This window comes from Microbacterium marinum, from assembly GCF_014204835.1.
GTDB lineage: Bacteria > Actinomycetota > Actinomycetes > Actinomycetales > Microbacteriaceae > Microbacterium > Microbacterium marinum.
Genome location: NZ_JACHMD010000001.1, coordinates 1039005 through 1065710, shown reverse-complemented (window position 1 = coordinate 1065710; position 26706 = coordinate 1039005). Strand labels below are relative to the sequence as shown.

Sequence of the window (26706 nt, the reverse complement as noted above, 5' to 3'; positions counted from 1 at the left end):
GTCTTCCACGGGCACGGACGGGGGTTTCCTCCCCTGCGGAAGAAGGACTGGTTGTCCCGTTCCTGGGAGCCGGATGAGAATGGCACGGAGACAAGGAGGCGGATCGATGAAGATCCTCGTCGTCTGCGGCGCTGGCGCGTCGAGCACGTTCGTCGCCCAACGGGTGCGCACTGCCGCACAGCGGGAGTCACGGGACGTGGTCGTCATGGCAGGGACTCCCGGCATGGTTGCCGCGGAGGTCGGCACGGGCGACGTGGTGCTGGTCGGTCCGCATCTGGGTCTCGCACTCGCCGGAGTGCAGCACGACGCCGCCGCCCGAGGCGCCCACGCCGTACTGATGCCGGACGACATCTTCGACGACCGGGACGGTTCCCGGGCCCTCTCCCTTGCGGACGAGGCCGTCACCCCCGCTGCCACGACGCAAAGGTCCCCCCGATGAGCTCCCAGGCCACCCGCACCGTCAGGATCGGATCGTCGAACGGTCTCCACGCCCGCCCCGCGAAGCTCTTCGCTCAGGCGGCGAAGGAATCCGGCGCTGCCGTGACCGTGGCGAAGGGTTCCGGCGCCGCGGTCAACGCCGCGAGCATCCTGAGCGTGATCTCCCTCGGCGCCGAGCACGGGGACTACGTCACCCTCACCGCAGAGGGCGACAACGCCGAGCACGTCCTCGACGCACTGACCGAGCTTCTGACCACCGACCACGACGCCTGAGGGATACATGACTGAGCTTCGAGGAGTAGGAATCGGCCTGGGCATCGCCCACGGCCCCATCGCGCGGATGGCCGAGCCGCTGCCGGCACCGGAGGACGTGCCCAGCACGCTCGGCGCCGACGAGGAGACGACCCGCGTGAAAGAGGCGATCGCCGCCGTCGCCCGCGAGCTGGAACAGCGCGGCGAGACCGCCGGCGGCGCCGCGCAGGAAGTGCTCGAGGCGCAGGCCATGATGGCCGAGGACCCGGCGCTCGAGCACGAGATGGCCTCGCGACTGGCCGCCGGCAAGACCGGCGAGTTCGCCGTCCACGACGCGTTCGCGTCGTTCCGTGACTCCCTGGCCGCCATGGGCGGATACCTCGGCGAGCGCGCAGCGGATCTCGACGACGTCGCCCAGCGCGTCATCGCCCGTCTGCGCGGTGTCGCGGCGCCCGGCGTTCCCGACCCCGGCCACCCGTTCGTCCTGGTCGCGAAGGATCTCGCTCCCGCCGACACCGCGCTCCTCGACCTCGACAAGGTGCTCGCACTGGTCACCACGGAGGGCGGACCCACCTCGCACACGGCGATCCTCGCCCGCGAGAAGTCCATCGTCGCCGTGGTCGGCGTGACCGCGGCATCCGGCCTCACCGACGGCGACGCCGTCATCGTCGACGCCGCCGCCGGCATCGTCACGACCGAGCCGACCGCCGACGAGGTCGCGCAGGCCGAGCGCCGCGAGGCCGACCGCGCTGCCGCCGCCGACGCGCCCATCACCCCCGGGGCTCTTGCGGACGGCACCGCCGTCCCGCTGCTGGCCAACCTCGGCAAGCCCGCCGACGCCGCGAAGGCCGTCGAGCTCGGAGCGGAGGGCGTCGGCCTGTTCCGCACCGAGTTCCTGTTCCTGAGCTCGTCGCAGGCGCCCACGGTCGAGGAGCAGACGACGGCGTACACCGAACTGCTTGCCGCCTTCCCCGGCAAGAAGGTCGTGGTCCGGGCGCTGGATGCCGGTGCCGACAAGCCGCTCGCGTTCCTCAACGACGCTCACGAGGAAAACCCCGCGCTGGGCCTCCGCGGCCTCCGCGCCCTCCGCGCCAGCGAGGACATCCTCCGCGAGCAGCTCACCGCGCTCGCCAATGCGGATGCCGCGACCGACGCCGACCTCTGGGTCATGGCACCCATGGTCTCGACCGTCGAGGAGACCGAGTACTTCGTGACGATCGCGAAGGAGTACGGCATCAAGACCGCCGGCGTCATGGTCGAGGTCCCCTCCTCGGCCCTGCTGGCCGACAAGGTGCTCGCGCACGCCGACTTCGCCTCGATCGGCACGAACGACCTGACCCAGTACACGCTCGCCGCCGACCGCCTGCTCGGTTCGGTCGCCTCGTTCCAGGACCCGTGGCACCCCGCGGTCCTGCAGCTGGTGAAGGCGACCGCCGACGGCGGCGCCCGCAACAGCAAGCCGGTCGGCATCTGCGGTGAGGCCGCAGCCGACCCGCTGCTGGCCGTCGTGCTCATCGGCCTCGGCGCCACCACCCTCTCCATGGCCCCGACGGCGCTGGCCGACGTCCGGGCGACCCTGCTGAACCACAGCCTCGACGACGCCCAGCGCATCGCCGAAGCAGCCCTCGCCGCATCCGATGCGGCATCCGCCCGCGCCGCAGCACAAGACGCTGCGGCACACCCGAAGGAGAACTGATCACATGACAACGACGTCTGCACCCGCCCGAGGAGGTGCCCGCGTCGCCGTTCAGCGATTCGGCACGTTCCTCTCCGGCATGGTCATGCCGAACATCGCGGCGTTCATCGCCTGGGGTCTCATCACCGCCCTGTTCATCGACACCGGATGGGTCGGCCAGAACGGCCCCGTCGAAGCGTGGCGCTGGGCCGACTCCCGCATGCTCGGCGGCGGCGAGACCGCCGACGGCACCCTCTGGGTCGGTCTCGTCGGCCCGATCATCACGTACCTGCTCCCCTCCCTCATCGCATACACCGGCGGCCGCATGGTCCACGGTGTCCGTGGCGGCGTCGTCGGCGCCGTCGCCGCGATGGGCGTCATCGTCGGCGCGAACGGAACGATCATGTTCCTCGGCGCGATGATCATCGGTCCGCTCGCCGCCCTCGCGCTGAAGTACGTGGAGAAGCTCTGGGAGGGCAAGATCCGCGCCGGGTTCGAGATGCTGGTCGACAACTTCAGCGCCGGGTTCGTCGGCTTCTTCGCCGCCCTCGCCGCGTTCTTCTGGCTCGCGCCGATCATGAAGGCCGTCACGAACGCCCTCGGTGGCGCGGTCGGGTTCCTCATCGACAACGGCCTGCTGCCACTCGCGAGCATCCTCGTCGAGCCGGCGAAGGTGCTGTTCCTCAACAACGCCATCAACCACGGCGTGTTCACGCCGCTCGGCAGCCAGCAGTCGCTCGAGACCGGTCGCAGCCTGCTGTTCCTCGTCGAGGCGAACCCCGGCCCCGGTGCCGGTCTCCTGCTCGCGATCACGTTCTTCGGTGTGGGTGCCGCACGTGCCACCGCGCCCGGTGCGCTGATCATCCAGTTCCTGGGTGGCATCCACGAGGTGTACTTCCCGTACGTGCTCGCCAAGCCGGCCCTGATCCTCGCCCTCATCGCCGGTGGCGCGTCGGGCGTCGCGACGAACGCGATCTTCCAGTCCGGCCTCGTCGCCGCGGCATCCCCCGGATCGATCTTCGCGGTGCTCATCCAGACCGCCCCGGGCAGCCACCTCGGCGTCATCCTGTCGGTCATCATCTCGGCCGGTGTCACCTTCGCCGTCGCTGCTGTCATCCTCCTGGCCGGTCGCAAGCGCGACCTCGCCCGCGAGGAAGCCGGCCAGAGCGGCTTCGCCGACGCGATCGCCCGCAACGAGGCGAACAAGGGCAAGGCGTCCGCCGCGACCAGCGTGCTCGGCGGTGCCGGCACGGCTGCCGCTGCGGCATCCACCGAGGGCGCCGTCGCGACCGACGCGAAGGAGATCCGCTCGATCGTCTTCGCCTGCGACGCCGGCATGGGATCCTCCGCGATGGGCGCCAGCGTCCTGCGCAACAAGATCAAGAAGGCAGGCATCGAGGACGTCACGGTCGTCAACAAGGCGATCGCGAACCTCGACGGCACCGCCGACCTGGTCATCACCCAGCAGCAGTTGACCGACCGCGCGAAGCGGCAGAACCCGGACGCCGTGCACATCTCGGTCGACAACTTCATGAACTCGCCGAAGTACGACGAGGTCGTGGAGATGGTGCGCCGCCAGCACGACAACTGATGCGGACCGCTGCGGGGTCGGAGACAATGGTCCCGGCCCCGCAGCCCGTTTTCTCACACGCACGACACGGAAGAAGGACACCATGGCTCGCGAAGTTCTCACCCTCGGTCAGATCCGCATCCACTCCGGCTCAGTGAGCCAAGAGCAGGCGATGAAGGAGGCCGCCGACATCCTCGAGGCGTCGGGAGCCGTCACCAGCGCCTACTTCGACGCGATGCAGCAGCGCGAGGTCGCGGTGTCCACCTACATGGGCAACGAGCTCGCCATCCCCCACGGCACCAACGAGACGAAGGATGCGATCCTCGACTCGGCCCTGTCCTTCGTCCGCTACGACGGCGGCGTCGACTGGGGCGGCGAGCCGGTCACGTTCGTCGTCGGCATCGCCGGCAAGGGCGACGAGCACCTCGAGATCCTGTCGCAGATCGCCCTCCTCTTCTCCGAGGACGAGGAAGTCGCGAAGCTCAAGGCCGCGCAGACCCCCGAAGACCTCTACCGCCTGCTCGCGACGGTGAACGAGGCATGAAAGCCGTTCACTTCGGCGCCGGCAACATCGGGCGCGGCTTCGTCGGCCTTCTGCTGCACGAGGGCGGATACGACCTCGTCTTCTCCGACGTCGCCCCCACCCTCGTCGACACCATCAACGGAGTCTCCGAGTACACCGTCCACGAAGTGGGGGCCGGTGGCTCCGACAAGGTGGTCACGGGCTTCCGCGCCATCAACAGCCAGGCCGACCCCGACGGCGTCGCCGACGAGATCGCCGGCGCCGACGTCGTGACGACCGCCGTCGGTCCCACAATCCTCCCCTTCGTCGCACCGCACATCCTCGAAGGGCTCACCCGCCGCGGCGCCGACGCGAAGCCGCTTCAGGTGATGGCGTGCGAGAACGCGATCGGCGCGACCGACACGCTGCGCGGCGAGATCGAGAAGCTCGCCGGCGACGCGTGGGGTGACCTCTCCGCTCGCGCCGTGTTCGCCAACACCGCTGTCGACCGCATCGTCCCCGGGCAGCCCGCCGGTGCCGGCGTCGACGTGACGGTCGAGCCGTTCTTCGAATGGGCCATCGAGCAGGGCCCCTTCGGCGACGACCGACCGAATATCCCCGGCGCGCACTTCGTCGACGACCTCGCCCCGTACATCGAACGCAAGCTCTTCACGGTCAACACCGGTCACGCGGCCACCGCCTATCTCGGTTACGTCGCCGGGATCACCCGCATCTCCGACGCACTCGCCGACACCGGCATCCGCGCGAAGGTCGAGCAGGCGCTTGAAGAGACGTCCGGGCTACTGACGGCCGTGCACGGCCTCGACGCCGCCGAGCTTGCCGAGTACCGGTCCACGATCCTCGACCGCTTCTCGAACGATGCACTCCCCGACACGGTGCAGCGGGTGGGTCGCCAGCCGCTTCGCAAACTCTCCCGCCATGAGCGCTTCATCGGCCCGGCTGCCGGCGCGGCCGAGCGAGGGCTTCCGGTGGAAGGTCTCGTCGGCGCGATCGCGGCCGCGCTGCGGTTCGAGGACGCTGCGGACCCGCAGGCGGTCGAGTTGCAGGAGCGGATCCGGACGGACGATGCCGCGGCCTTCACGGCATCCGTCACCGGGCTCGACGCATCGCACCCGCTCTTCGCGCGCGTGCAGGAGGCGGTCGCCCAGCGGCAGACCGACCTCGGCGTGTATCGCGCGTGACCGCCGAGCGGAGGCGGCCTCGGTCGCGCGCCCGCCGTGTCGTCTCGCTCGCGGTCCTGACGGTGGTCGGGCTGCTGGTCGCCGCCGTCGTCGGGATCGTCATCTGGAGTCAGGTCGGTGTGATGGATGCCGAGGCGGGCGCGTGGGACGAGGTTCGTCAGGACGACCGCATCGCCACATCCGACACGGGCGGCAACGTCGTGCTGCCGGTGCTCAGCATCTCAGGCTCCGAGGACGGCCTGTCGACCCCTGAGAAGATCCGCGATGCCGCGCCGCTCCTGCCCTCCGAAGCACAGTTCGTCGAGGTGGCCGGTGCCGCGCACGCCTCGTTCGGGGACTACGGCCCCCAGGCCGGCGACGGCACACCCTCGATCGAGGACGCCGACATGACGGCCGAGATCACGGCATCCGTCGCGGGGCTCCTCCCCCGCCTCTAGCGCGCCGGTGGGCGGCAGCAACTCCTCAGATCTGGTCGTCAGGACGCCGACAGGGCGCAACGCGCGAGCTGAGACACCGCTTCTGAGGAGTTGCTGCGCGGTGACGACCACGACCCGGCGCCGGCTTCTCCACACGACTGCAAGCGAACCGCAACTCCCCCGTCATCCCACTTTGAACGACGAGCCGTCGCCCGGGCACGGATGCTCTCCGTGTGAACGCTCACGAATGGATGACCGCCGAGCAGCTGGGTCTCAGTCGGGCTCGGCTCGAGTCGGCCGTCAGCCGCGGCAGCATTGTGCGCGTCCGGCGCGGGCGATACGTCCTGGGATCCGCTGATCCGGCGCTCCTCGCCGCCGCTCGGCTGGGATGCCAGCTGGACTGCGTGTCCCTTCTTCGACTGCTGGGCGTGTTCGTGCTCACCTCCGCACGGCTGCACATCCATGCGCCAGTCGGGTCGAGTCGACTCCCCCGCCCACCGGACGACGTCGTCCGTCATTGGCGGTCGAGCGACACCTCGTCACGGAGCCTTGTGGTGAACCCCGTCGAGGCGCTCGCGCAGGCCTGTCGATGTCAGGAACCGAGGTCGGCGATCGCCACTCTCGACAGCGCCCTTCACCTCGGGATCCTCGATGAGGCGGGCCTCGATGCCGTCTTCCGGCGCCTGCCACGACGTTTCGGCCACCTCCGTCGGTTGCTCGACGGCCGCTCGGAGTCCGGCGCGGAGAGCCTCATGCGCCTCGTGCTCCGCACCCTCGACTGCACGATCGAGGTCCAGGTGCCGATCGATGGGGTCGGAAGGGTCGACTTCGTCGTCGACGGCTGGCTGATCGTCGAATGCGACAGCCGCGCTCATCATGAAGGCTGGGATCAGCAGCGCCGCGGCAGACGTCGCGACCTGGCCGCAGCAGCGCAGGGCTACACGACGGTGCGTCCGCTCGCCGAGGACATCTTCCACCGTCGCGACGAGGTGCGTCAGTTCCTGGCGGGCACCCTCTCGCACGGGCCCCGGCGCTAACTCCTCAAGGTCAGCCGGTTCGCTCTGGGGAGGCCAGGAAGCAAGCCGGTGCCGAGATGTAACTGAGGAGTTGGCGCAGCGCCGAGCCCGCCGCGTCAGCCGGCGAAGCCCTCGGCGATCAGCTCGATGAGCTCCTCGCGCTCCTCGACCGTCAGGAACGCGGCGGCCGCCGCGTTCAGCTGGAACGCCTCGAGGTCGTCCAGCGTGTACTCGAAGGTGTCCGCCAACAGGCTCAGCTCCCGCGTCAGAGACGTGCGGCTCATCGTCCGGTTGTCGACGTTCACGGTCACCGCGAAGCCGAGCTGGTACAGCAGGTCGAACGGGTGGTCCTCGAGCTTCGTGCCCCACGCGGCCACGGCGCCGGTCTGCAGGTTCGACGAGGGCGACAGCTCGAGCGGGATCTCGCGGTCGCGCACCCACCGCGCCAGGCTGCCGAAGCGCACCTGCACCTCGTCGCCCTTCTCCTCGATGACGTCGAGGTCTTCCGCGATGCGGACGCCGTGCCCCAACCGGAGCGCGCGACCGTCGATGAGCGCGGAGCGAATCGAGTCGAGCCCGGCCGCCTCCCCCGCGTGGACGGTGACGGGGAAGAACTCCGAAGCCAGATACTCGAACGCCTCCCGGTGCTTCGACGCGGGGAATCCGTCCTCGGCGCCGGCGATGTCGAATCCGACGGCACCGCGACCACGGTGGGCGATGGCGAGCTTCGCGATCTCGAGCGACCGGTCGGCATGACGCATCGCGGTGATCAGCTGGCCGACGCGGATGTCGTGGCCGCCGGCCTCAGCGGCATCCTCACCCTCTTCGATACCCTCCTGCACGGCGTCGACGACCTCATCGAGGCTGAGCCCGCCTGCGAGGTGCTGCTCGGGCGCCCAGCGCACCTCGCCGTAGATCACGCCGTCTGCGGCGAGATCCTCGACGAATTCGCGGGCCACGCGACGGAGCCCGTCGCGGGTCTGCATGACGGCGATCGTCAGGTCGAACGTCTTGAGGTATTCGACGAGCGAGCCGGAGTCGGCCTGGTCCTCGAACCAGTCGGCGAGGTCGTCCGCCGCCGCGGCGGGGACCTCGATCCCGGCCTCCTCGGCGAGCTCGATGATCGTCTGCGGGCGCAGCGCGCCGTCGAGGTGGTCGTGCAGCGACACCTTGGGCAGCGAGCGGATCGAGACGCCCTGGAGCTTCGCGTCGCCGTGCTGATCGATAGCCATGTGGGGTTCCCTCGGTTGGTCAGGCGGTGATGCGCTCGAGGACGAGCGGGGTGGATGCCGGTGCCTCGGCGCCGATCTCCCAGGCACCCTCGAGCGCCTCCGCGGCCCGGGCGAACCGGTTCTCATCGTCGGCGAGAAGGGTGAACAGGGGCTGTCCGGCGGAGACGATGTCGCCCGGCTTCACGTGCAGGTCGATTCCTGCCGCGTGGATGACGGGGTCCTGGGCGCGGGCACGCCCGGCGCCGAGTCGCCAGGCGGCGACGCCGAAGGGCAGCGCTTCGAGGCGGGTGACGACACCGGCGGCGTCCGCGGTGACGGTGTGCGTCTCGCGCGGGGTCGGCAGCGCCGCATGGGGGTCGCCGTCTTGCGCGGCGATCATCCGTCGCCACGAATCCATCGCGCGACCGTCCCGGAGTGCTTCTTCGACGTCTGCGTCGGGCTGGCCGGCCAGAGCGAGCATCTCGCGTGCGAGTGCGACGGTCAGTTCGACGACGTCGGCGGGGCCACCGCCGGCGAGCACCTCCACCGATTCGCGCACCTCGTTCGCGTTGCCGATGGCGAGGCCGAGCGGCGTGATCATGTCGGTGAGCAGCGCAGTGGTCGCAACGCCGGAGTCGGTGCCGAGGGCGACCATCGTGCGCGCGAGCTCACGCGCCTTGTCGACATCACGCATGAAGGCGCCAGACCCGAACTTCACGTCGAGAACGAGCGAGTCGGTGCCCTCGGCGATCTTCTTCGACATGATGCTCGATGCGATGAGCGGGATCGCCTCGACGGTTCCCGTCACGTCGCGGAGCGCGTAGAGCCGCTTGTCGGCCGGGGCGAGGCCGGAACCTGCGGCGCAGATGACGGCGCCGACGTCGCGCATCTGCGCGATCATCTCGTCGTTGGAGAGGGCGGCCCGCCACCCGGGGATGGCTTCGAGCTTGTCGAGGGTGCCGCCGGTGTGGCCGAGCCCACGACCGGAGAGCTGCGGCACGGCGACGCCGAAGGACGCCACGAGGGGCGCCAACGGGAGGGTGATCTTGTCGCCCACGCCGCCGGTGGAGTGCTTGTCGACGGTGGGCTTGCCGAGGCCGGCGAAGCTCATCCGCTCACCGGATGCGATCATCGCGTCGGTCATCACACGGATCTCGTCGCGGGACATGCCGTTGAGCAGCACCGCCATCGCGAAGGCCGCCATCTGCGAGTCGGCCACGTACTCGCGCGTGTAGGCGTCGATCATCCAGCGGAGCGCGTCCTCGGCGACCGCGCCCCCGTCGCGCTTGGTGCGGATGACGTCGACGGCGTCGAACGGCTCTACGGCGGTCATCGGGCAGCCTCCAGGTCGCGCGGCCCGAAGGCGTCGGGCAGCACCTCGTCGATCGTGCGGATGCCGGAGACGGTCTCCAGCAGCATCCCCGGCAGGGCGAACTCGTTCAGGAGCTGGCGGCAGCGACCGCACGGCATGATCGTCTCACCGTCGTTGTTGACGCACACGAAGGCGACGAGCTCTCCCCCGCCGGTCATGTGCAGGTTTCCCACCAGCCCGCACTCGGCGCACAGGCCCACGCCGTAGGAGGCGTTCTCCACGTTGCATCCGGTCACGATGCGGCCGTCGCTGACGAGCGCGGCGGCGCCCACGCGGTATCGCGAATATGGCGCGTAGGCCTTCTCCATGGCGTCGACGGCTGCGGCTCGCAGCTCGTCCCAGTCGATGTCGGTCACGGTCATCCCTTGATGTACGGCTTGCCGGAGGCGGCGGGCCCGCGGATCTGACCGGCGAAGCCGGCCACCGCGAGGATCGTCACCACATACGGCAGCATGAGCATGAATTCGCTGGGGATCGGCGTCTTCAGGACCGTGAGGAGGTTCTGAAGGTTCGTCGCGAACCCGAACAGCAGCGCGGCGAGGGCCGCGCGGATGGGGTCCCAGCGTCCGAAGATGACGGCCGCGAGGGCGATGAAGCCGAGGCCGGCGGTCATCTCCTTGCCGAACTGCGGGACGGAGACCAGGGTGAAGTACGCCCCGCCGATTCCGGCGATCGCGCCGGCGAGCGACACGTTCCAGAAGCGGAGACGGTTGACGTTGATGCCCACCGTGTCCGCCGCCTGCGGGTGCTCACCGACGGCGCGCAGGCGCAGGCCCCACCGGGTGCGATAGAGCCCCCACGCCACCACGGCGACGGTGACGAACATGAGGTAGACGATGAAGGTCTGGTTGAACAGCACCGGTCCGATGATCGGGATCTCACTGAGGAGCGGGATCTCGAGTCGCGTGAAGCGGATGGGCGAGTTCAGCTCGTTCTCGTTCGGGACGAGGAGCGCGCCGTAGAGGAATCCGGTGAGGCCGGTCACGAGCACGTTCAGCACGACACCGACGATGACCTGCTCGACGAGGTACTTGATCGCGAATGCCGCGAGCACGAAGGCGACCAGCACCCCGCCGATCATCGCGCCGATGAGGCCGACGAAGGGGTTGCCGGTGATGCTCGACAGGAGCGCCGCCGAGAACGCGCCGAGCAGCAGCTGCCCCTCGATCGCGACGTTGACGACACCGACCCGCTCACCGATGACCCCACCGAGGGCACCGAAGACCAGGGGCACGGACAGCGAGATCGCACCGGCGAGCAGACCGGTCACGGGCACTCGGCCGCCGGCCGCCGCCCACACGAGGAACGCGAACACGGCGAGCACGCTGAACACGACGGGCAGCCACAGCTGCACACGGCGGTACGACCAGGCGTCCCAGAACGCCCAGGCGGCCAGTGCCGCCACGAACAGCAGCACGATCCACGAGGTCGGGCCGGTGGGGATGCCCACGTCGGGCAGCGCGATGGAGGATGCCGGGTCGCCGAGGCGGAAGGTGCTCGTGCCCGAGCGCGGCGCGGTGAGGAACAGCAGCGCAAGGAGCGCCGTCATCGCGACGAGCACGATCGGCAGCTTGAGGCGCCGCTGCTTGACGGTCGCGAGGTGGATCGTCCCGTCGGACGTGGTTGTCGGGGCGAGGGAGCTCACGCGGTCACCGCCTTCTTCGCGGCCTTGGCTCGGGCCTTGGCCGCCTTCTCGGCGTCCGTCTTCGGCAGGAAGAACACGGTGCGCAGCAGCGGCGGGGCCGCGATGAAGAGCACGATGAGCGACTGCACCACGAGGACGATGTCGACCGGGATTCCCTGCGCCTGCATCGCGAACGAGCCCGCTTTGAGGGCGCCGAACAGGATGCCGGCGGCGAAGACGCCCCATGGACGGCTGCGGCCCAGGAGAGCGACGGTGATCGCGTCGAAGCCGATGCCGGCGTCGATCGTTCCGCTGAAGCCGGTGGTCACCGATCCCTGGATCTGGTTCATCGCTGCGAGGCCGGCGAGGCCGCCCGCGAACAGCATCGCGTAGATGTAGATGCGCTCGACGCTGATGCCGGCGGCGCGCGCGGCGTGCGGGTTCTCCCCCACCGCGCGCATTCGAAGGCCCAGGCTGGAGCGCTCGATCACCCACCAGATGAGCAGGGTGGCGAGGACCACGATGATGAACCCCCAGTCGAGCAGGGGGAACTGCGGGCCGAGGAGCTGCGGGAACTGCGCGGACTCGGGGGTCGCGGCCGAGATCGGCTGATTCGTGCCGGGCTTCTGCAGCAGGCCTGGTGTCCGGATCATCCACACCAGCAGGTAGTACGCGATGTAGTTGAGCATGATCGTGAGGATCACCTCGTGTGCGCCCGTGCGCGCCTTGAGGAGCCCGACGATTCCGCCCCAGAGGGCTCCTCCCAGGATGCCGGCTGCCAGGGTGAGCGGCAGGTGGAGCGCCATCGGCAGGTCGACGTTGAAGGTGACGAGCGCGGCGAATCCGGCGGCGACGAGCATCTGGCCGCGGGCGCCGATGTTGAACAGGCCCGCACGGAAGGCGAGGGCGACACCGAGGCCGGCAGCGATCAGCGGAGCCGCGAACCCGAGGGAGTTCGTGAGCGGGCGGATCTGCGTCAGGAAGTCGGCGGCGTTCGGGTTGAACACCGCGCCGCGGAACAATGCGGCGTATCCCCCGACGACCGAGTTCCAGATGGCGACGAGGGTGTCGGTGGGACGGGCGAAGAAGTAGCCGGCGGCAGCCTGCACGTCGTCGTTCGTGGCGGCGATGAGCACGCCGCCCGCGAGGAGGGCGAGGACGATGGCCAGCGCCGTCGTCACCGCGCTCCCGCGCAGCAGTTCCTTGATGAACACGTTGGTGCGGGGCGCGGCGGGCACCTCGCCACCGGTGAGGGGGCCGGACGCGTGCGGCAGCTGCTCGCTGGGCAGGCTGCGCGCGGTGTCGTCTGCCCCGGGTGTCGTTCCGCTCATGCGGCAACCTCCGGGTCGGTCGCGCCGGCCATCATGAGGCCGAGCGTGTCGCGGGGTGTGTCGGCGGGGACGATTCCGACGATCGCACCGCGGTACATGACCGCGATCCGATCGGCGAGGGCCGTCACCTCGTCGAGCTCGGTCGAGACGACGACGACGGGCACGCCGGCATCCCGTGTCTCGATGATCCGCTTGTGGATGAATTCGATGGAGCCGACGTCGACGCCGCGGGTGGGCTGGGCGGCGATGAACAGCCGCAGTTCACGGCTCATCTCCCGCGCGATGACGACCTTCTGCTGGTTTCCGCCCGACAGGGTGCCGGCCGGCGTGTCCGGACCCTGGGTGCGGATGTCGTACTCGCGGATCCGCTCCCGCGCGAACTCGTCGAGCACGTTGCGTCGGATGGTCCCCACGCTCACGAAGGCGGGGTCTGCCGAGCGGTCGAGGATCAGGTTCTCGGCGACCGAGAAGGAGCCGACGAGGCCGTCTTCCTTCCGGTCCTCGGGCACGAATCCGACGCCCTCGTCGAGGATCGCACGAACGCTCTTGCCGACGAGCTCCACCCCGTTGAGACGGATGGAGCCCTCGGTGCGACCGGCGAGGCCGACCATCGCGTCGACGATCTCGGTCTGGCCGTTGCCCTGCACGCCCGCGATCGCGAGCACCTCGCCGGGGCGCACGTCGAAACTCACGTCGTTCACGACGACGTGACCCGACGGGGTGAGCACCCGCAGATCGCGCACCTCGAGTCCGCCGCTCTGCGGCGAGGCCGGGGTCTTCTGCACGGTGAGTTCGACGGCACGGCCCACCATGAGGGAGGCGAGCTCGGCGTTCGTGGCCGTGGGCGAGGCCTCGCCGACGACCTTGCCGAGGCGGATGACGGTGATGCGGTCCGCGACCTCGCGGACCTCCCGGAGCTTGTGGGTGATGAAGACGATCGCGGTGCCCTCGTCCTTGAGCTGGCGCATGATGGCCATCAGCTCGTCGGTCTCCTGCGGGGTGAGGACGGCGGTCGGCTCGTCGAAGACGAGGACCTTGGCGTCCCGGGAGAGGGCCTTGATGATCTCGACGCGCTGCTGCACGCCGACGGGGAGGTCGCCCACGAGCGCGTCGGGGTCGATCTCGAAGCCGAACCGGTCCGCGACGTCGCGGACGTGCCGACGGGCTGCGGCGAGGTCGAGGCGGCCGAGCCCCTTGGTCTCCTCGTTGCCGAGCATGACGTTCTCGGCGACGGTGAAGACGGGGATGAGCATGAAGTGCTGGTGCACCATGCCGATTCCGGATGCCATAGCGTCGCCGGGCCCCCGGAAGTGCTGGACGGCGTCGTCCAGGAGGATCTCTCCCTCGTCGGCCTGGTACAGGCCGTAGAGGACGTTCATCAACGTCGACTTGCCGGCACCGTTCTCGCCGAGCAGAGCGTGGATCTCACCAGGCTGCACGACGAGGTCGATGCTGTCGTTCGCGACGAGGCTTCCGAATCTTTTTGTGATTCCCCGGAGCTCGAGCTTCATAGTTGAACCTTATCTTCGACCGCCCATGGACAGGGAGGGCGGAACGGACCGCACACGGCGATCGGGGCGAGCAGCACACGCTGCCCGCCCCGATCGTGAGTGGGATTACTGCTTGGGCGAGTTCTTCGACTCGACCGTGATGTCACCCGCGATGATGGCGTCCTGGAGAGCGGTGAGCTCGTCCGCGAGGCCCTCGGGGAGCTCGGACTCGAAGGCGCCGAAGCCGGAGAGCTTGACGCCCTCGTTCTCGAGCGTTCCGATGTAGGGCGCGACCTCGAACTCGCCGCCGGCGGCCTCGACGGTGGCGTCGTGGACGGCGACGTCGATGGCCTTCATGATCGACACCAGCGTGATGTCGGCGACGGAGTCGTCCTTGGCAGCGAGGTCGGAGTCGACACCGAGCATCTTCACGTCGGAGCCGCCGTCGGCGATCGCCGCTGCAGCGCTCTCGTAGATCGGGCCGCCCACGGGGAGGATGACGTCGACACCCTGGTCGAGCACGCTCTGAGCGGTCTGCTTCGCCGTGTCGTTGGCGGCGAAGCCACCGGTGAAGGCGCCCTCCTGGCCTGCGACATCCCAGCCGAAGAGCTCGACCGAAGCGCCCTTGTCCTCGTTGTACTTGTCGACGCCGAGCGCGTAGCCGTCCATGAAGACCGCGACGGACGGGATCTGCATGCCGCCGAAGGTGCCGACCTTGTTCACGCCGGTCTCCGCAGACCATGCCGCCGCGGCGTAGCCGCCGAGGTAGGCCGCTTCCGCCGTGTTGAACACGAGCGGCTTGATGTTGGGCGCGTCGGTGGTGCCGTCGAAGTCGTTGTCGGCGAGGTCGTCGATGATCGCGTAGTCGATCTCGGGGTTCGCGTTGGCGGACTCGACCGTCGCGGCCGACAAGTTGAAGCCGACCGAGACGATGAACGTGCAGCCCTCGGAGACGAGCTGCTCGAGGTTCGGCGCGTAGTCGTTCGGGGTGGTCGACTCGAGCTCGATGCCCTCCACGCCCAGCTCCTCGAGGGCGGAGTCCATGCCTTCCTTGGCGGACTGGTTGAACGACTTGTCGTTCCAGCCGCCCTCGTCGGAGATCAGGCAGGGCTTGAAGCCGTCGACGACGTCCACGTCGGGTGCGGCGTCAGTCGGAGCAGCCTGGGGCGCGGTGCCGCAGCCGGCGAGCGCGACGAGCAGCGCGGCGGCGCCGGCGACGCCGAGGAGCTTGTTGGTGGTCGAGATGGTCAATGCAGCCTCCACATTGATGTGCCCCGCGGATCTCGCGGGGGCATTGTGAAAAGTTACCTCCCGTTACGCCCCCCGCGTAGCCCCAGCGCACGGCGCGCGGCCAATGGTTACAAAGCCGCAATGTAGGCGACACGCGCGGGCGCATGGCACGCCCCGCGGAGGGTCAGAGCACGTCGCCGCGACCGGTCACCTTCAGCGCATCGACGACGCTCTTCACGCGCTGAGCGTGCTCCGCCGTCGTGACCAGGAGCGCGTCGTCGGTGTCGACGACGACGATGTCCTTGACCCCGATGATGCTGATGACGCGGCTGGTCTGCGACACGACGATCCCGCTCGCCGCGTCGGAGAGGACACGGGCGTTCTCTCCGAGGATCGCGAGGTCGTTGCCTCGGGCGTTCGAGTTGAGCTTGGCGAGGCTCGCGAAATCACCGACGTCGTCCCAGTCGAAGTGGCCGGGAACGACGGCGAGTTTGCCCTTCTCGGCCGCGGGTTCAGCGACGACGTAGTCGATGGCGATCTTCTCGAGCCGCGGCCAGATGCGGTCGACGGCGGGGCCGCGCCGCTCACGGTCGTCCCAGGCCTCGGCGAGTTCGAGCAGCCCGGCGTGCAGGGCGGGGTTGTTGGCCTCGATCTCGGCGAGCAGGACGTCGGCGCGGGCGATGAACATGCCGGCGTTCCAGAGGTAGGAGCGGTCGGCCACGTACTCCTTGGCCGTCTCGAGGTCGGGCTTCTCGACGAAGCGCTCGACGAGCGAGGCGTCACGGGCACCGTCGACGATGAGCTCGCCGCCGCGCTTGATGTACCCGAAGCCGACCGCGGGCTCGGTCGGCGCGATCCCGATCGTGACGATGTACCCCTCGCGGGCAACCTCGACGGCGTCACGCACCGCGAACTCGAACACCCGCGTGCCGCGGATGACGTGGTCAGCCGCGAACGATCCGATGATCACGTCGGGATGCCGCCGGTGCAGGATGGCCGCGGCAAGGCCGATGGCCGCGGCGGAATCGCGCGGCTCGGACTCGAGGATCACGTTCTTGTCGGCGATGCCGGGGAGCTGGTCCTCGACGGCGGCGCGATGCGCCCGACCGGTGACGACGGCGATCCGGTCGGGACCGGTGAGCGCCTCCAGACGGTTCCAGGTCTCCCGCAGGAGCGAGTGACCCGCGCCGGTCAGGTCGTGGAGGAACTTCGGGGCGTCGGCGCGCGAGAGCGGCCAGAGACGGGAACCGACCCCGCCTGCGGGGATGACGGCGTAGAAGTCCGGGATGTCGTCGACCATGGTCGAACCCTACCGGGGACGTGTGTCGGGGACGTCTCGCGGGCGGGTCGGGGCGGCGCGGTCGGCGGTGTGTCGGCGGCGGCTCCCGTTCACCGACCCGGCCCCCTCCGTTGTAAGGGTGACCTTCGTCGCCCACCCCCTGATCCGGCCATAGGATGGAGGGTGCGCCCGCGTGCGACGAGGGCGACATTCCCCGGGATGCCGCAGTCTTCGCCGCACCGAGAGCGTCCAATCTCACCCAAGGGAGGACGACCGTGTCTGCACCAGCACGCGTCACACCGTCGGTAGCTGAGACCACGTCCAAAACCCCGCGCGGAACGCTGTACCGCGGCAACGAGGGTATGTGGTCGTGGGTGCTGCACCGCATCACCGGCGTCGCCATCTTCTTCTTCCTGCTCGTCCACGTGCTCGACACGGCACTGATCCGTGTCGCGCCCGACGCATACGACGCGGTGATCGGCACGTACAAGAATCCGATCATGGGCATCGGCGAGGTCGCCCTCGTCGGCGCGATCGTCTACCACGCGTTCAATGGGCTCCGCATCATCGCCGTCGACCTGTGGCCGTGGGCAACCCGCCACCAGCGCCAGCTGTGGTGGGGCGTCCTCGCCGTGTGGGCGGTCACCCTCATCGGGTTCTCGGCCCGTCACCTTCCGAACGTCTTCTCTCACATGGGAGGTGGCCGCTGATGACCGCCGACACCCTCGTCCCGCCGCGCACCCCGCAGGGCAAGGCCTCCATCCGCAAGAAGGGTCCGAACCTCGAGAAGTGGGGTTGGGTCTTCATGCGCGTCTCTGGCGTGCTGCTCATCGTGCTGATCTTCGGCCACCTCTTCTCCAACCTCATGGTCGGCGACGGCATCTCGGGCCTCGATTTCGCCTTCGTCGCCGGCAAGCTGGCCAACCCGCTGTGGCAGTGGTGGGACGTCGCCATGCTGTGGCTCGCGTTCATCCACGGCACCAACGGCATGCGCACCATCGTGAACGACTACGTCAGCAACGCGAAGGTCCGACGGATCCTCGTCGTCGCCCTCTGGGCGGTCGCCGCGTTCATGATCCTGCTCGGCACGCTCGTCGTCTTCACCTTCGACCCCTGCATCCCCAACCTCAGCGACGCCAGCATCCTCTCCGAGGCCTGCAAGGCACAGGGCTGAGCCGGTCACGCCCCGGCACGCACACGGACAGAACAGAGGCAATCCCCACGTGAGCACGCAGACTGCGGACACCGTCGTCAAGGACGGCGTCCATTACCACCAGTTCGACATCGTCATCGTCGGCGCCGGCGGCGCGGGCATGCGCGCTGCGATCGAGGCCGGCCCCGGCGCGAAGACGGCCGTCATCACCAAGCTCTACCCCACCCGCAGCCACACCGGTGCGGCGCAGGGCGGCATGGCGGCGGCGCTCGCCAACGTCGAAGAGGACTCCTGGGAGTGGCACACTTTCGACACCGTCAAGGGCGGCGACTACCTCGTCGACCAGGACGCGGCGGAGATCCTCGCGAAGGAAGCCATCGACGCGGTCATCGACCTCGAGAACATGGGCCTCCCCTTCAACCGCACCCCGGACGGCAAGATCGACCAGCGTCGCTTCGGCGGCCACACGGCCGACCACGGCAAGAGCCCGGTGCGCCGCGCCTGCTACGCCGCAGACCGCACCGGCCACATGATCCTGCAGACGCTCTTCCAGAACTGCGTCAAGCTCGGCATCAACTTCTTCAACGAGTTCTACGCCCTCGACCTCATCACGGTGAAGGACGCGCTCGGTCAGACGCAGATCGCCGGCGTCGTCGCGTACGAGCTCGCCACCGGCGACCTGCACGTCTTCCACTCGAAGGCCGTCATCTTCGCCACGGGCGGATTCGGCAAGATCTTCAAGACGACCTCCAACGCGCACACCCTCACCGGCGACGGCGTCGGCATCGTGTGGCGCAAGGGACTGCCGCTGGAGGACATCGAGTTCTTCCAGTTCCACCCGACAGGCCTGGCGGGCCTCGGCATCCTTCTCACCGAAGGCGCCCGCGGCGAGGGTGCGATCCTCCGCAACGCCTCGGGCGAGCGGTTCATGGAGCGCTACGCCCCCACCATCAAGGACCTCGCCCCGCGCGACATCGTCGCCCGCTGCATGGTGAAAGAGGTGCTCGAAGGTCGCGGCGCCGGTCCCAACAAGGACTACGTCTACCTCGACTGCACCCACCTGGGCGCGGAGGTCCTCGAGACCAAGCTCCCCGACATCACCGAGTTCGCCCGCACCTACCTCGGCGTCGACCCGGTCGTCGAGCCGGTGCCGGTCATGCCGACCGCGCACTACGCGATGGGCGGCATCCCGACCAACAACAACGGTGAAGTCCTCGCCGACAACACCACGGTCGTCCCCGGGCTGTACGCCGCCGGCGAATGCGCCTGCGTGTCCGTGCACGGCGCCAACCGCCTCGGCACCAACTCGCTGCTCGACATCAACGTCTTCGGCAAGCGCTCGGGTCGCCAGGCCGTCGAGTACGTGAAGACCGCCGACTTCGTGCCGCTTCCCGAAGACCCGGCGAAGGAGGTCCGAGACATGATCGAAGGACTCCGCAACAACGCCGGCACCGAGCGGATCTCCACCCTCCGCAAGAAGCTCCAGGACGAGATGGACGCGAACGCCCAGGTGTTCCGCACCGAGGAGACCCTGACCAACGTCATGGGGACCATCAACGACCTGCGCGAGCGCTACAAGAACGTCCACGTCGACGACAAGGGCAAGCGGTACAACACCGACCTCCTCGAGGCCGTCGAACTCGGCTTCCTGCTCGACATCGCCGAGATCGTCGCCTACGCCGCACGCAACCGCAAGGAGAGCCGCGGCGGCCACATGCGCGAGGACTACCCCGACCGCGACGACGAGAAGTACATGCAGCACACGATGGCCTACCTCACGGGCGACCCGCACTCGGCGAACCCCGAGGACCACATCCGTCTGGACTGGAAGCCCGTCGTGTTCACCAAGAACGACAAGGGCGAGTTCAACTACCCGCCGATGGAGAGGAAGTACTGATGACCCTCGTCGCCCCCGACGCACCTGCCGCTCCGCAGGAGTCGAACGACTCCGGCATCCAGTCGTACCTGGTCACCTTCATCATCCGTCGCTTCGACCCCGAGACCGACACCGAGCCGCGGTGGGTCGACTACGACGTGGAGATGTACCCGACCGACCGTGTGCTCGACGCGCTGCACCGCATCAAGTGGGACGTCGACGGCACGCTGAGCTTCCGCCGCTCGTGCGCGCACGGCATCTGCGGCTCCGACGCGATGCGCATCAATGGCCGCAACCGCCTCGCCTGCAAGACGCTGATCAAGGACCTCGACATCTCGAAGCCGATCTACGTCGAGGCGATCAAGGGCCTGCCGCTGGAGAAGGACCTCATCGTCGACATGGACCCGTTCTTCGAGTCCTTCCGCGACGTGCAGCCGTTCCTCCAGGCGAACTCCACCCCCGAGCCGGGCAAGGAGCGCATCCAGTCGATCACCGACCGCGCCGTCTACGACGACACCACCAAGTGCATCCTGTGCGCGGCGTGCACGTCCTCGTGCCCCGTGTTCTGGACCGACGGCCAGTACTTCGGCCCCGCCGCGATCGTCAACGCGCACCGCTTCATCTTCGACTCGCGCGACGACGCCGGCGACGTGCGCCTCGACATCCTCAACGACAAAGAGGGCGTCTGGCGCTGCCGCACGACCTTCAACTGCACCGAGGCGTGCCCCCGCGGCATCGAGATCACCAAGGCCATCGCCGAGGTGAAGCAGGCGGTCCTGCGCGGCTGACCCCCGATAGCCTCGAGGCGTGACCTCGGACGACCAGACGCCTCCCCTGCGCGAGCGGTGGGAGGCGTCTCGTCTGCGCGAGCGCCTCGACCAGCCCATCGAGCGTGCCGGCGCGGTCACCCGACGGACCCTCCGCTGGTTCCCGGTGCGGGTCTGGCGTCACTTCCTGCGGCACAACGGCTTCCTGCTGGCGGCATCCATCAGCTACCAGTCCCTGTTCGCGCTTTTCGCGACGCTGTACTCGGCGTTCGCCGTGGTCGGCCTGTGGCTCGGCGGGTCGCAGGCGGCGATCGACGGCCTCATCCGGGTCGTCAACTCCTACATCCCGGGCTTCATCGGTGAGGCGGGGCCCGTGGATCCCGACGATGTGGCGTCGATCGCCCGCGACAGCGGCAGCCTGCTCGCCGTCACCGGAACGATCGCCCTCGGTGTCGCCGTGTGGACCGCCATCGGGTTCGTCACCTTCACCCGACGGGCCGTCCGCGACATCTTCGGGCTGCCGTTCGACACCCGTAGCTTCGTGCTGCTGAAACTCGGCGACCTCGTCGCGGCGATCCTGTTCGGCGCCGCGCTCGTCCTCGGCGCCGGCCTGGGGCTGGTCGCCGGCGGTGTTCTGACGCAGGCGTTGCGGTGGCTGGAGGTCGACGTGCCCTCATCGGCCGCCGAACTCGCCAGCCGGATCGGGTCGGTCGTCGTCAGCGTCGCGCTCAACTCCGCCGCTCTGACGCTGCTGATCCGCTTCCTCACCGGGACTTCGCTGCCGTGGCGCTCCATCATCCCCGGGGCGACCGCCGGCGGCGCGGCGCTCGCGCTCCTGCAGCTGGGCTTCGGTTTTCTCGCCGCCTACTCCCCCACCAACCCCCTGCTCGCCACCTTCTCCGTCGTCGTCGGTCTGCTGCTGTGGCTGCGTCTGGCCGGGATCGTGATGCTCGTCGCGGCATCCTGGATCGGGGTCGCGGCTCGGGATGCCGACATCCCCCTCGCGCCCCCGACCGCCGAGCAGCAGCGCGCTGCCGAGCGCGAAGCGCTACGGGTGGTCGTCGAGGCGGGCGTGCGCGAGGCCCGGTCGGCGCTCGCCCGCGCGCGCTGGTGGGAACGCCCCGGCGCGCGCCGGGACCTGCGCCGCGCCGAGGACCTGCTCGCGCAGACCCGCGGCACGACCGGTGTCGGCGGCCCCGCTTAGGCTGAAAGGCGTGCCTCGAACCGTCCGCATCGCCTCCGTCAACGTCAACGGCATCCGCGCCGCCGCCCGGAAGGGCATGCACGGCTGGCTCGAAACGGCGGAGGTCGACATCCTCACGCTGCAGGAGGTGCGGGCCGAGGCATCCGATCTCGCCGCCGCCCTGCCCGGCTGGCACGTCGTGAACGACGAAGCCCTCGCGAAGGGGCGCGCCGGCGTCGCCATCGCCGCCCGCGAGCCGCTGGACGTCTGGCGCATCGAGCTCGGCGACGACACACTCGACTCGAAGGGGCGCTGGGTCGAGGCCGACGTCGAGGTCGAGGGCGAGACCCTCACCGTCGTCAGCGCTTACGTCTTCACGGGTGAGGCGGGTACCGAGAAGCAGGCCGCGAAATACGCGTTCCTCGACGCGATGGAAGAGCGGATGCCGCACCTCGGCGACCTCGCGCTCATCACCGGCGACCTCAACGTCGGCCATCGCGAGCTCGACATCCGCAATTGGAAGGGCAACGTCAAGAAGGCCGGGTTCCTGCCCCGCGAGCGGGCGTACTTCGATCGGTTCACCGCGCCCGCGGGCGAGACCGTCACCACCGTGGACGGCGAGAGCGGTCGCGGCCTCGGCTGGGTCGACGTCGGGCGCTCGTTCGCCGGAGAGATCGACGGGCCGTACACGTGGTGGTCGAACCGCGGCAAGGCGTTCGACAACGACACCGGCTGGCGCATCGACTACCACCTCGCGACCGCCGAACTCGCCACCCGCGCGACCGATTACCACGTCGTCCGGGCGCCCTCCTGGGACACGCGCTGGAGCGACCACGCGCCCGTCGTGGCCGACTACACGCTCGGCGGCTGAAGCCGGCGGCGAGGGGCGCGGCATCCGTTCGCGCGTAGGATCGTAGGGTGAGCAAACCCCGCCTGTACTCCGGAATGCAGCCCTCCGCCGACTCCCTCCAGATCGGCAACTACATCGGGGCGCTCATGCAGTGGCGGGACCTGCAGGAGTCGTACGAGGCGTTCTTCTCGGTCGTGGATCTGCACGCCCTCACCCAGCCGAACGACCCCGCCGAACTGCGCGAGAAGACCCGGCGGACGGCGGCGCAGTACATCGCCGCGGGCATCGAGCCGTCCAAGTCCACGCTGTACGTGCAGTCGCACGTGCGCGCGCACGCCGAGCTCGCCTGGGTTCTGTCGACCGTCACCGGCTTCGGCGAGGCGAACCGGATGACCCAGTTCAAGGACAAGTCGGCCCGCTACGGCACCGACGCCACGAACGTCGGTCTGTTCACGTATCCGATCCTCATGGCCGCCGACATCCTGCTGTACCAGACCGACATCGTGCCCGTCGGCGACGACCAGAAGCAGCACGTCGAACTGACCCGCACGCTGGCGGAGCGCTTCAACGGACGCTACGGCGAGGCGTTCCGCGTGCCGATGCCGGTGATCCAGAAGGACACCGCCCGCATCTACGACCTGCAGAACCCGACGTCCAAGATGTCGAAGTCCGCCGAATCGGATGCCGGTGTGCTCTGGCTCCTGGACGACCCGTCGAAGTCGGCGAAGAAGGTCATGCGCGCCGTCACGGACTCGGAGGGTGTCGTCCGGTACGACCGCGAGGCCAAGCCCGGGGTGTCGAACCTGCTCGTGATCTACGCCGCCCTGACGGGGCGGCAGATCCCCTCGATCGAGGACGAGTACGCCGGCCGCGGCTACGGCGACTTCAAGAAGGGCCTCGCCGAGGTCGTGGTGTCGGAGTTCGGTCCCGTGCGCGAGCGGGCGCTCGAACTGCTCGACGACCCGGCGGAGCTCGACCGGGTGCTCGCCGCCAACGCGGCGCGCGCCGACGAGGTCGCCGACCGCACCCTCAACGACGTGTACGACAAGCTCGGACTGCTGCGACGTGTCTGAGGAACCGAGGCTCAGCCCCGCGCCGGAGATCGTCGCCGCGATCGACGCGGCGGCCGGCCCGTCCATGGCCGCGCCCGACGACCGCGCCGCGCAGGAACGCCTGTGGCGGGCGGTGTTCGCGCTCGAGAAGTGGATCTTCATCGCCCGCGGCACCGACCAGGAGCCCACGCCGTTCGCCGCCTCGACCGAGCAGGGTCCGGCGATCTTCGCCTTCTCGACACCGGAGCGTGCACAGGCCGCTGCGGCGGGCTTCGGCATCCCGCCCGAGGAGACCGGCAGGCTGCTGGCCGTGCCGTTGCCGGATGCCGCCGGATGGGTGGCCTCCTACGCCGAAGCCGGCGTCGCCTCGATGGTATTCGACGCCCCCGCGATCGGCGCCATGGCCCCGCTGGCGAACCTGGCCGCGATGGCCGTCTGGATCCAGCAGCACCCCGAGGGCTGACGCCGGGGGCGCTCTGCCTCGACGAGCGTTCCGTATTCAGTCTCGTCGCCGCGCGCCGCTGCGTCCTTCCGCCGATCGGCGGCGGCGGGTGGCCCCAAGCCAGCCGCCCGGACTGAATTCGGAACGCCGGGCGTCCCCCCGCCTGCGAGGCTGTCAGGAGGTCGGCCGACGGCTCGATCCCAGCACGCCTCGCAGTGCGGCGATCACGAGGTCGGGACGGTAGAGGATCTCGTCCGCGGTGAGCCGCAGCACGCTGTATCCGAGCGCAGCAAGCTGTCGGTCGCGCCGCAGGTCCATGCGTCGCTGCTCCCACGAGGCATGGAACTCACGGCTGTCGCATTCGACGACCAACCAACCGTCGACGAGCAGGTCTACTCGACCGACTCCTGCGATCGTCACCTGAGGCTCGACGGAGTGGCCGAGGCTTCGCACCATCAGACGAACGAGCGTCTCTGTGCCCGATTCGGCCCGACCGTCGAGCAGCGGTCGGAGAGAAAGGAACCTCTGGGGCAACGCGGCGAAGACATCACCGAGGTCGGCAGCGCAGATGAAGCGGAGATGAAGCGCACTGTCGAGTGTGGCTACGGCGTGACGAGGGCTCTGGCATCGGACGGCGCTGAGCAGCGCGTCCCGCACATGCACGGCGCCGGATGCCGGTGGCTCGACGAATCGCCGCCAATGCAGGACCACGCTGCGCCGCTCCGGCGATTCGAGCCGCCGACTGCTGATCCCCCGCATCCGGCTGTCGCCACGTTCCATGTGCACGTGGACCTGAGAGCTGTCGAAGACGAACACCCCGAGGGCTGCCAGCAAGGACGTGCATCCCAGTCGTCCACCGACGCGCGCGGCAACACGCAGAGCCACGGGCGCTTCGCCGGCCACGTAATGACCCCTCCGAGTCCGGATGAGCCGGCCGCTCGCGAGCGCGACGCGGATGTCTCGGGCGGACAGCCCCGCGGCTCGCAGGTCGGCAGTCGTCCACACGTCGAACACCCCGCCACTGTCCGGCATCCTTCTCCGGGGCGGGACGAGACGGTGGCGCGGTGTGGATGGCGAGCTGATTCGACGGGCCAGGGAGGAAAGGTTGGCGGCGCCGCGTTCCGTATTCAGTCCCATCGGCGACCGAAGGCGCGAGCTGTGCCGCGTCGTCGGCGCTCGGTGAAGAGTCGCGCTGCCTGCGGACTGATTACGGAACGGGGGCCAGCCTCTGCGCGGGACGCGGAGATCCGGAGGACGGCACGTGCGTGGATAGGGTCGGAGGATGGAACCGGTGACCCTGCGGACGGAGCGTCTCGAACTGTCGGTGCCGACCGACGCCGACGTCGACGCGATCACGGCAGCGGCGCAGGACCCGGAGGTGCCGCGGTGGACGACGCTCCCTGCGCCGTACGAGCGTCGCGACGCCGAGGAGTTCATCGCCAAGGCGGCCGCCTGGTGGGACGAGGAGAGCGAGCTCACCTGGGGCATCCGCACCGAGGGCCGCTGGATCGGCATGATCGGGCTGCACCGGTTCGAGAGGCAGGGGTCCGCCGAGATCGGGTTCTGGATGGATGCCGCGGCCCGCGGCCACGGCTACCTCACCGAGGCGGCGACCGCCGTGATCGACGCGGGCTTCGCCGAACCGCTCCGGCTCGCGCGCATCCAGTGGCGCGCGATCGTCGGCAACGTCCCGTCGGCGCGCGTCGCTCAGAAGCTCGGCTTCCGGTACGAGGGCCTCCTCCGGCAGGGTCTGAACGACCCCCGCGGACGCCACGACGGCTGGATCGCAGGGCTCCTGCCGACCGACGACCGCACCCCGGTGCCCTGGCCGGTGATCTGACAACCCCCTCACCGCCGTCGGACCGGGGTGGCAGGATGACCGCATGCCTGAGATGCCCGAGGTGCAGGGACTGGTCGACTTCCTCCGCGAGCGCGCGACGGGACTGACCGTCACGAAGGTGTCGGTCGCGAACATCGCCGCGCTGAAGACGTACGACCCCCCGATCGACGCGATGACGGGCGCGACGGTGACGGGGGCGCAGCGGCACGGCAAGTTCGTCGACCTCGAGACGGATGCCGGTGCCCACCTCATCTTCCACCTCGCGAAGGCGGGCTGGCTGCGCTGGTACGACCAACTGCCGTCGACGATCATCCGCCCGGGCAAGACCCCGATCGCGCTCCGTGTCGCGTTCGACGACGGGTCGGGGTTCGATCTCACCGAGGCAGGGACGAAGAAGTCACTCGCGTATTACGCTGCCCGATCCCCCGCCGACGTCCCCGGCATCGCCAGGCTCGGGCCTGATCCGCTCGACGCCGCGTTCACACGCGACACCCTCGCGGCACTCCTCGCCGGGCGGCGCACGCAGATCAAGGGCGTGCTGCGCGACCAGTCCATCGTGGCGGGCATCGGCAACGCCTACTCCGACGAAATCCTCCACGCGGCGAAGATGTCGCCGTACGCCCTCGCCGCCACGCTGAGCGACGAGGACGTCGATCGGCTCTACGCCGCGACCCGTGACACGCTGACGGAGGCCGTGACCGCGGCATCCGGAAAGCCGCCCGCAGACCTCAAGGACGCGAAGCGACGCGGCATGGCTGTCCATGGCAGACGCGGGCAGGCGTGCCCCGTGTGCGGCGACGAAGTGCGCTCGGTCTTCTTCGCCGACAACAGCCTCGAGTACTGCGCAACGTGTCAGACGGGTGGCAAGGTGCTCGCTGATCGCCGGTTGTCGCGACTGCTCAAGTAGCGGCGGACGCTGCGACGCCCCACCGCCG

The 26706-nt window shown here is 69.3% G+C and carries 27 protein-coding genes; 18 read left to right on the top strand and 9 right to left on the bottom strand.

Annotated elements, in window-relative coordinates; genetic code table 11:
• The first annotated feature begins 106 nt into the window (after window positions 1-106).
• The 8 genes from BKA24_RS05120 to BKA24_RS05085 all read left to right on the top strand — a co-directional run bounded on the left by BKA24_RS05120 (window position 107) and on the right by BKA24_RS05085 (window position 7092).
• Complete coding sequence (locus BKA24_RS05120; protein ID WP_184215806.1) at window positions 107-439, top strand: PTS sugar transporter subunit IIB; 333 nt, start codon at window positions 107-109, stop codon at window positions 437-439.
• Window positions 436-711: an HPr family phosphocarrier protein gene (locus tag BKA24_RS05115; RefSeq protein ID WP_184215804.1), complete on the top strand. Its 276-nt coding sequence runs from the start codon at window positions 436-438 to the stop codon at window positions 709-711. The genes BKA24_RS05120 and BKA24_RS05115 overlap by 4 nt, the downstream gene beginning before the upstream one ends.
• 7 nt (window positions 712-718) lie before the next feature.
• On the top strand, window positions 719-2386 hold the full coding sequence (gene ptsP, locus BKA24_RS05110) for a phosphoenolpyruvate--protein phosphotransferase (RefSeq protein WP_184215802.1): 1668 nt from the start codon (window positions 719-721) through the stop codon (window positions 2384-2386).
• 4 nt (window positions 2387-2390) lie between these two features.
• Window positions 2391-3956, top strand: coding sequence for a PTS mannitol transporter subunit IIBC (locus tag BKA24_RS05105; RefSeq protein ID WP_184215800.1), 1566 nt, complete (start codon window positions 2391-2393; stop codon window positions 3954-3956).
• 82 nt (window positions 3957-4038) lie between these two features.
• Entirely contained in the window at window positions 4039-4479 is a 441-nt protein-coding gene (locus BKA24_RS05100) for a PTS mannitol transporter subunit IIA (protein ID WP_184215798.1), read from the top strand.
• Window positions 4476-5639 (top strand): mannitol-1-phosphate 5-dehydrogenase, encoded by a 1164-nt coding sequence (locus BKA24_RS05095; protein ID WP_184215796.1) that lies wholly within the window; start codon window positions 4476-4478, stop codon window positions 5637-5639. The genes BKA24_RS05100 and BKA24_RS05095 overlap by 4 nt, the downstream gene beginning before the upstream one ends.
• Entirely contained in the window at window positions 5636-6076 is a 441-nt protein-coding gene (locus BKA24_RS05090) for an alpha/beta hydrolase (RefSeq protein WP_184215794.1), read from the top strand. Before BKA24_RS05095 ends, BKA24_RS05090 begins: the two co-directional genes overlap by 4 nt.
• Window positions 6077-6288: 212 nt before the next feature.
• On the top strand, window positions 6289-7092 hold the full coding sequence (locus tag BKA24_RS05085; RefSeq protein WP_343065941.1) for a hypothetical protein: 804 nt from the start codon (window positions 6289-6291) through the stop codon (window positions 7090-7092).
• Window positions 7093-7187: 95 nt separating this feature from the next.
• Here BKA24_RS05085 and BKA24_RS05080 read toward each other — a convergent pair whose 3' ends face one another.
• The 8 genes from BKA24_RS05080 to BKA24_RS05045 form a co-directional block, all read right to left on the bottom strand.
• The gene (locus BKA24_RS05080; protein WP_184215791.1) at window positions 7188-8303 is read right to left on the bottom strand and encodes an adenosine deaminase; all 1116 of its coding nucleotides are present in this window, start codon (window positions 8301-8303) and stop codon (window positions 7188-7190) included.
• A gap of 19 nt (window positions 8304-8322) precedes the next feature.
• Entirely contained in the window at window positions 8323-9615 is a 1293-nt protein-coding gene (locus BKA24_RS05075; RefSeq protein ID WP_184215789.1) for a thymidine phosphorylase, read from the bottom strand.
• The gene (locus BKA24_RS05070) at window positions 9612-10010 is read right to left on the bottom strand and encodes a cytidine deaminase (RefSeq protein WP_184215787.1); all 399 of its coding nucleotides are present in this window, start codon (window positions 10008-10010) and stop codon (window positions 9612-9614) included. The genes BKA24_RS05075 and BKA24_RS05070 overlap by 4 nt, the downstream gene beginning before the upstream one ends.
• Before the next feature lie 2 nt (window positions 10011-10012).
• Window positions 10013-11299, bottom strand: a complete 1287-nt coding sequence (locus BKA24_RS05065; RefSeq protein ID WP_184215785.1) for an ABC transporter permease subunit — start codon at window positions 11297-11299, stop codon at window positions 10013-10015.
• Window positions 11296-12609 (bottom strand): ABC transporter permease, encoded by a 1314-nt coding sequence (locus tag BKA24_RS05060; protein ID WP_184215783.1) that lies wholly within the window; start codon window positions 12607-12609, stop codon window positions 11296-11298. Before BKA24_RS05060 ends, BKA24_RS05065 begins: the two co-directional genes overlap by 4 nt.
• A complete protein-coding gene (locus BKA24_RS05055) occupies window positions 12606-14120 on the bottom strand; it encodes an ABC transporter ATP-binding protein (RefSeq protein WP_184215781.1) in 1515 nt (504 codons plus the stop codon). Before BKA24_RS05055 ends, BKA24_RS05060 begins: the two co-directional genes overlap by 4 nt.
• A 105-nt stretch (window positions 14121-14225) precedes the next feature.
• Window positions 14226-15350, bottom strand: coding sequence for a BMP family lipoprotein (locus BKA24_RS05050; protein WP_184215779.1), 1125 nt, complete (start codon window positions 15348-15350; stop codon window positions 14226-14228).
• Between the two features lie 163 nt (window positions 15351-15513).
• The gene (locus BKA24_RS05045) at window positions 15514-16629 is read right to left on the bottom strand and encodes a mannose-1-phosphate guanylyltransferase (RefSeq protein WP_184215777.1); all 1116 of its coding nucleotides are present in this window, start codon (window positions 16627-16629) and stop codon (window positions 15514-15516) included.
• Between the two features lie 254 nt (window positions 16630-16883).
• Here BKA24_RS05045 and sdhC point away from each other — a divergent pair, with 254 nt between their 5' ends.
• Genes sdhC through BKA24_RS05005 form a run of 8 tightly spaced genes read left to right on the top strand, consistent with a single transcriptional unit; the run spans window position 16884 to window position 23952 of the window.
• Window positions 16884-17318 carry a succinate dehydrogenase, cytochrome b556 subunit gene (gene sdhC / locus BKA24_RS05040; protein WP_184215775.1) on the top strand — a complete coding sequence of 145 codons (435 nt, stop codon included), beginning with the start codon at window positions 16884-16886 and terminating at the stop codon, window positions 17316-17318.
• On the top strand, window positions 17318-17782 hold the full coding sequence (locus BKA24_RS05035; RefSeq protein WP_184215773.1) for a succinate dehydrogenase hydrophobic membrane anchor subunit: 465 nt from the start codon (window positions 17318-17320) through the stop codon (window positions 17780-17782). The genes sdhC and BKA24_RS05035 overlap by 1 nt, the downstream gene beginning before the upstream one ends.
• A gap of 49 nt (window positions 17783-17831) precedes the next feature.
• The gene (sdhA, locus tag BKA24_RS05030; RefSeq protein ID WP_184215772.1) at window positions 17832-19658 is read left to right on the top strand and encodes a succinate dehydrogenase flavoprotein subunit; all 1827 of its coding nucleotides are present in this window, start codon (window positions 17832-17834) and stop codon (window positions 19656-19658) included.
• A complete protein-coding gene (locus BKA24_RS05025) occupies window positions 19658-20425 on the top strand; it encodes a succinate dehydrogenase iron-sulfur subunit (RefSeq protein ID WP_184215770.1) in 768 nt (255 codons plus the stop codon). The genes sdhA and BKA24_RS05025 overlap by 1 nt, the downstream gene beginning before the upstream one ends.
• A 19-nt stretch (window positions 20426-20444) precedes the next feature.
• Window positions 20445-21608, top strand: coding sequence for a YhjD/YihY/BrkB family envelope integrity protein (locus BKA24_RS05020; RefSeq protein WP_184215768.1), 1164 nt, complete (start codon window positions 20445-20447; stop codon window positions 21606-21608).
• A 10-nt stretch (window positions 21609-21618) separates the two neighbouring features.
• A complete protein-coding gene (locus BKA24_RS05015; RefSeq protein WP_184215766.1) occupies window positions 21619-22458 on the top strand; it encodes an exodeoxyribonuclease III in 840 nt (279 codons plus the stop codon).
• Between the two features lie 47 nt (window positions 22459-22505).
• Window positions 22506-23510 carry a tryptophan--tRNA ligase gene (trpS, locus tag BKA24_RS05010; RefSeq protein WP_184215764.1) on the top strand — a complete coding sequence of 335 codons (1005 nt, stop codon included), beginning with the start codon at window positions 22506-22508 and terminating at the stop codon, window positions 23508-23510.
• Window positions 23503-23952: a hypothetical protein gene (locus BKA24_RS05005; RefSeq protein WP_184215762.1), complete on the top strand. Its 450-nt coding sequence runs from the start codon at window positions 23503-23505 to the stop codon at window positions 23950-23952. The genes trpS and BKA24_RS05005 overlap by 8 nt, the downstream gene beginning before the upstream one ends.
• A 153-nt stretch (window positions 23953-24105) precedes the next feature.
• Here BKA24_RS05005 and BKA24_RS05000 read toward each other — a convergent pair whose 3' ends face one another.
• On the bottom strand, window positions 24106-24945 hold the full coding sequence (locus tag BKA24_RS05000; protein WP_343065940.1) for a DUF559 domain-containing protein: 840 nt from the start codon (window positions 24943-24945) through the stop codon (window positions 24106-24108).
• A 268-nt stretch (window positions 24946-25213) separates the two neighbouring features.
• Here BKA24_RS05000 and BKA24_RS04995 point away from each other — a divergent pair, with 268 nt between their 5' ends.
• Window positions 25214-25771 carry a GNAT family N-acetyltransferase gene (locus BKA24_RS04995; RefSeq protein ID WP_184215758.1) on the top strand — a complete coding sequence of 186 codons (558 nt, stop codon included), beginning with the start codon at window positions 25214-25216 and terminating at the stop codon, window positions 25769-25771.
• A gap of 43 nt (window positions 25772-25814) precedes the next feature.
• Window positions 25815-26678, top strand: coding sequence for an Fpg/Nei family DNA glycosylase (locus BKA24_RS04990; protein WP_184215756.1), 864 nt, complete (start codon window positions 25815-25817; stop codon window positions 26676-26678).
• The last annotated feature ends 28 nt before the right edge of the window (window positions 26679-26706 follow it).

Excerpts from the sequence above, each read along its gene's own strand:
- BKA24_RS05025 (WP_184215770.1), top strand. The coding sequence starts at position 19,658 with ATGACCCTCGTCGCCCCCGACGCACCTGCCGCTCCGCAGGAGTCGAAC.
- ptsP (WP_184215802.1), top strand. The coding sequence starts at position 719 with ATGACTGAGCTTCGAGGAGTAGGAATCGGCCTGGGCATCGCCCACGGC.
- BKA24_RS05105 (WP_184215800.1), top strand. The coding sequence starts at position 2,391 with ATGACAACGACGTCTGCACCCGCCCGAGGAGGTGCCCGCGTCGCCGTT.
- BKA24_RS05060 (WP_184215783.1), bottom strand. The coding sequence starts at position 12,609 with ATGAGCGGAACGACACCCGGGGCAGACGACACCGCGCGCAGCCTGCCC.
- BKA24_RS05095 (WP_184215796.1), top strand. The coding sequence starts at position 4,476 with ATGAAAGCCGTTCACTTCGGCGCCGGCAACATCGGGCGCGGCTTCGTC.
- BKA24_RS05035 (WP_184215773.1), top strand. The coding sequence starts at position 17,318 with ATGACCGCCGACACCCTCGTCCCGCCGCGCACCCCGCAGGGCAAGGCC.
- BKA24_RS05045 (WP_184215777.1), bottom strand. The coding sequence starts at position 16,629 with ATGGTCGACGACATCCCGGACTTCTACGCCGTCATCCCCGCAGGCGGG.
- BKA24_RS05115 (WP_184215804.1), top strand. The coding sequence starts at position 436 with ATGAGCTCCCAGGCCACCCGCACCGTCAGGATCGGATCGTCGAACGGT.
- BKA24_RS05080 (WP_184215791.1), bottom strand. The coding sequence starts at position 8,303 with ATGGCTATCGATCAGCACGGCGACGCGAAGCTCCAGGGCGTCTCGATC.
- BKA24_RS05120 (WP_184215806.1), top strand. The coding sequence starts at position 107 with ATGAAGATCCTCGTCGTCTGCGGCGCTGGCGCGTCGAGCACGTTCGTC.
- BKA24_RS04995 (WP_184215758.1), top strand. The coding sequence starts at position 25,214 with ATGGAACCGGTGACCCTGCGGACGGAGCGTCTCGAACTGTCGGTGCCG.
- BKA24_RS05075 (WP_184215789.1), bottom strand. The coding sequence starts at position 9,615 with ATGACCGCCGTAGAGCCGTTCGACGCCGTCGACGTCATCCGCACCAAG.
- BKA24_RS04990 (WP_184215756.1), top strand. The coding sequence starts at position 25,815 with ATGCCTGAGATGCCCGAGGTGCAGGGACTGGTCGACTTCCTCCGCGAG.
- BKA24_RS05100 (WP_184215798.1), top strand. The coding sequence starts at position 4,039 with ATGGCTCGCGAAGTTCTCACCCTCGGTCAGATCCGCATCCACTCCGGC.
- BKA24_RS05055 (WP_184215781.1), bottom strand. The coding sequence starts at position 14,120 with ATGAAGCTCGAGCTCCGGGGAATCACAAAAAGATTCGGAAGCCTCGTC.